This window comes from Chlorobaculum sp. 24CR (genome assembly GCF_004118635.1).
Taxonomy (GTDB): domain Bacteria; phylum Bacteroidota; class Chlorobiia; order Chlorobiales; family Chlorobiaceae; genus Chlorobaculum.
The window spans coordinates 1-3,291 of the sequence record NZ_SDGU01000043.1 but is presented as its reverse complement, the minus strand read 5'-3'; the positions used below and the strand labels follow the sequence as shown (position 1 = coordinate 3,291).

The 3,291-nt window shown below is 61.7% G+C and carries 2 protein-coding genes and 1 pseudogene; 2 read left to right on the top strand and 1 reads right to left on the bottom strand.

Features of this window, described 5'->3' with window-relative positions; genetic code table 11:
* Positions 1 to 96 precede the first annotated feature (96 nt).
* Positions 97 to 1,191: pseudogene (locus tag EST62_RS09005) on the bottom strand (FGGY family carbohydrate kinase); the annotation flags it as partial.
* A 472-nt stretch (positions 1,192 to 1,663) separates the two neighbouring features.
* Here EST62_RS09005 and EST62_RS09000 point away from each other — a divergent pair.
* Together EST62_RS09000 and EST62_RS08995 are read left to right on the top strand one after the other, a co-directional pair.
* Positions 1,664 to 2,473 (top strand): ATP-binding cassette domain-containing protein, encoded by an 810-nt coding sequence (locus EST62_RS09000; RefSeq protein WP_129051764.1) that lies wholly within the window; start codon positions 1,664 to 1,666, stop codon positions 2,471 to 2,473.
* The gene (locus EST62_RS08995; RefSeq protein ID WP_129051763.1) at positions 2,409 to 3,254 is read left to right on the top strand and encodes an ABC transporter permease; all 846 of its coding nucleotides are present in this window, start codon (positions 2,409 to 2,411) and stop codon (positions 3,252 to 3,254) included. Before EST62_RS09000 ends, EST62_RS08995 begins: the two co-directional genes overlap by 65 nt.
* Positions 3,255 to 3,291: the final 37 nt, after the last annotated feature.

The window sequence follows — 3,291 nt, the reverse complement described above, 5'->3', positions numbered from 1 at the left end:
GGTGTAGTTTTTTCTGACTTTTCGCATGGTGAATTCCTCCGTTTTTGTACTCTAACTCAAACGGCTGAATTCTCCAATTTACGCTGAACCAAAACACCGGACGATGTGCGCCCGCGACGAGCCGCGCGTCAGGCCGGTGATGGTACCTCGCGCCTCCATGTTCCAGTGCGGCGCGCCGAGTCCGACGAACGCGGGCACGAGGTAAACCCCGCCGTTCGATTCGACCGAGCGCGCGATAGCTTCGGACTCGGCGGCGCTCCGGATGAGCTGCAAGCCGTCGCGCAGCCACTGCATCACCGCGCCACCGATAAACACCGACCCCTCTACCGCGTAGCAGCTCCGCCCCGCGCCATCGAGCGCGAGGGTCGTCAACAGGCCGTGGCTCGAACTCACGCACTTGTCTCCGGTGTTCATCACCATGAAACAACCGGTGCCGTAGGTGTTCTTGACCGACCCCGGCCCGAAGCAGCACTGCCCGAAGAGCGCCGCCTGCTGATCGCCCGCCACGCCCGCAATCGGTGTGCCATCAAGCTCTGGAATCGCCCGCACCGCGCCGAACCCGCCCATCGACGGACGTACCTCCGGCAGCATCGACAGCGGCACGCCGAACAGCTCGCAAAGGTCGGACGACCAGCGCCGCTCGTGGATGTCGAAGAGCAGCGTTCGCGATGCGTTGGTGAGGTCGGTCGCGTGAACCTCGCCGCCGGTCAGCTTCCAAATGAGCCACGTATCGATGGTACCAAACAGGAGATTGGACGGATCGGCCTCCGGATGCGCGTCGAGCATCCAGCGAATCTTGGTGGCGCTGAAGTAGGCGTCCACCGGCAGCCCGGTCTTCGCGCGAATCGCCGCCTCCTCGCTTCGGTAGCGATGGCACAGCTCCGCCGTCCGGCGGCACTGCCAGACGATGGCGCGGTGCACCGGCTCTCCGCTCCGCCGATCCCACACCACGGTGGTCTCGCGCTGGTTGGTGATGCCGACCGCCTCGACCGGCTCGGCGTACGCTCGCCGCGCCTCGGCCACGCACTCGAGAACCGTCCGCCAAACCTCCTCCGGATCGTGCTCCACCCACCCCGCCTGCGGATAGAATTGCGTCAGCTCCCGGTAAGCGCGGGCAAGCACCGCGCCCGTCCGATCGTACATCATGCAGGTGGTGCCGGTCGTGCCCTGGTCGATGGAAAGAATGGCCATGTGCAAAGGGTTGGAAGGTTCAACGTGCTGCCGGAGAACAAGATACCGATTACCGGAAAAAATCCGACTTGCTGGAGGATGCGGCAGTCCCGGCCATTGTCGAGAAAGACTCCATCTTTTTAAACGAAATACCTTCAGGATTGGTATCTCGACTTCTCGGGACAAAATGACAAAAACAGGGAGCCTCGTCTTTTTAGGGTTCTTGATGCCTGTGTTCGTCTGGATAATATCCAGGAACAATAAACAGCAATCATCCCAAAAAAAAGAGATTGGGTTAAAGGCACGATTTATTTTGCTTTAGCCATAAAGCTTGTCCCGAAATCTTCCAAGCAAGCCTCCGATTTTTTTGCAATGTTAATGGCAAAATGAATAACCGAAAATTCCGATCCGCCGGGCCGTTCGAGAGTTGCGCAAAGCGTTGCCGAAGCTTACCTTCAATTCAAACCGGAACAGCCCCCCGACCACCACGACCATGCAGCAATCGACAACCGACATCGCCATCCAGACCGAGCAACTCACCCGTTGGTTCGGCTCGCTTGTCGCCGTCAGGGAGCTGAACTTGACGGTGCGGTCGGGCGAGATTTTCGGGTTGCTGGGGCCGAACGGGGCGGGCAAGACGACGACCATCAAGATGCTCACCACCATGCTGCCGCCGTCGAGCGGCGCGGCGACCGTGGCCGGGCACAGCATTCTCGGCGACAGCATCGGCGTACGCAAGCGCATCGGCTACGTGTCGCAGATGATTTCGGCGGACGGGGCGCTGACCGGCTTCGAGAACCTCCTGCTCTTCGCCCGCATCTACAACGTGCCGCGCCGTGAGCGTACGCAGCGCATCGACGAAGCGCTCGCCTTCATGGGCCTCACCGAGGCGCGCGACAAGCTGGTGCGCACCTACTCCGGCGGCATGATCCGGCGGCTCGAAATCGCCCTCTCGATGCTCCACCGCCCAGAGGTGCTCTTCCTCGACGAACCGACCATCGGCCTCGACCCCGCCGCCCGCCTCCAGGTCTGGAAGCGGCTGAAAGAGCTGCTCGAAACCTTCGGCACCACGATTCTCTTCACCACGCACGACATGGAGGAGGCCGAAGAGCTGTGCCATCGCATCGCCATCATGAAGGAGGGAGTTATCGCCGCCGAGGGGTCGGCTGAGGAGCTGAAGAGCCGCGCCGGAACAGACTCGATGAATCAGGTTTTCATTCACTTTGCAGGAGAGTTCAGTGACAGCAAGCCCAACTTCCGCGACATCAACCGCGCCCGCCGGACGGCCAAACGGCTGGGCTGACAAGTTCGACCCCGCCGGGTTCCTGCGCGACACGGCGGCCATCGTCGCCACCGAGCTGGCCAAGCTGCGCCGCGACCCGTCGGAAATCCTCAGCCGCTCGATCCAGCCCGCGCTCTGGCTGCTGGTGTTCGGCCAGGTGTTCGGGCGGATGCGCGCCATCCCCACCGGCGACCTCGACTACTTCAGCTTCCTCGCGCCGGGCATTCTCGCGCAAAGCGTCCTCTTCATCGCGATCTTCTACGGCATCAACGTCATCTGGGAAAAAGACCTCGGCATTCTGCAAAAGCTGCTCGCCAGCCCCGCTCCGCGCAGTGCGCTCGTCTTCGGCAAAGCGGTCTCGGCGGGAATGCGGGCGATAGCGCAGGCGGCCATCGTCTATCTGATGGCGCTCGTCGCAGGCGTCCATCTGAACTGGTCGCCGCTCGCGCTCGGCGGCGTACTCGTCGCCATCGTGCTCGGCGCGGCGCTCTTCTCCACCTTCTCGCTCATGATCGCCTGTCTGGTACGGTCGCGCGAACGCTTCATGGGCATCGGCCAGGTCATGACCATGCCCCTCTTCTTCGCCAGCAACGCCATCTACCCCATCTCGATCATGCCCACCTGGCTCAAAATCGTCGCCCACATCAACCCGCTCTCCTACCTCGTTGACCTCCTCCGCGCGTTGATGGTAGTAGGCGGCACCAGCACCTTCGGCATCGGAATGGATTTTCTGATGTTGACAGGAATGCTCATCGCGCTCATCGTCGTGACCTCGAAATTGTATCCGACGATTGTGCAGTGAGAGGGGGGGGGGGTGAAAGGCAATCAGGTTTTTACGG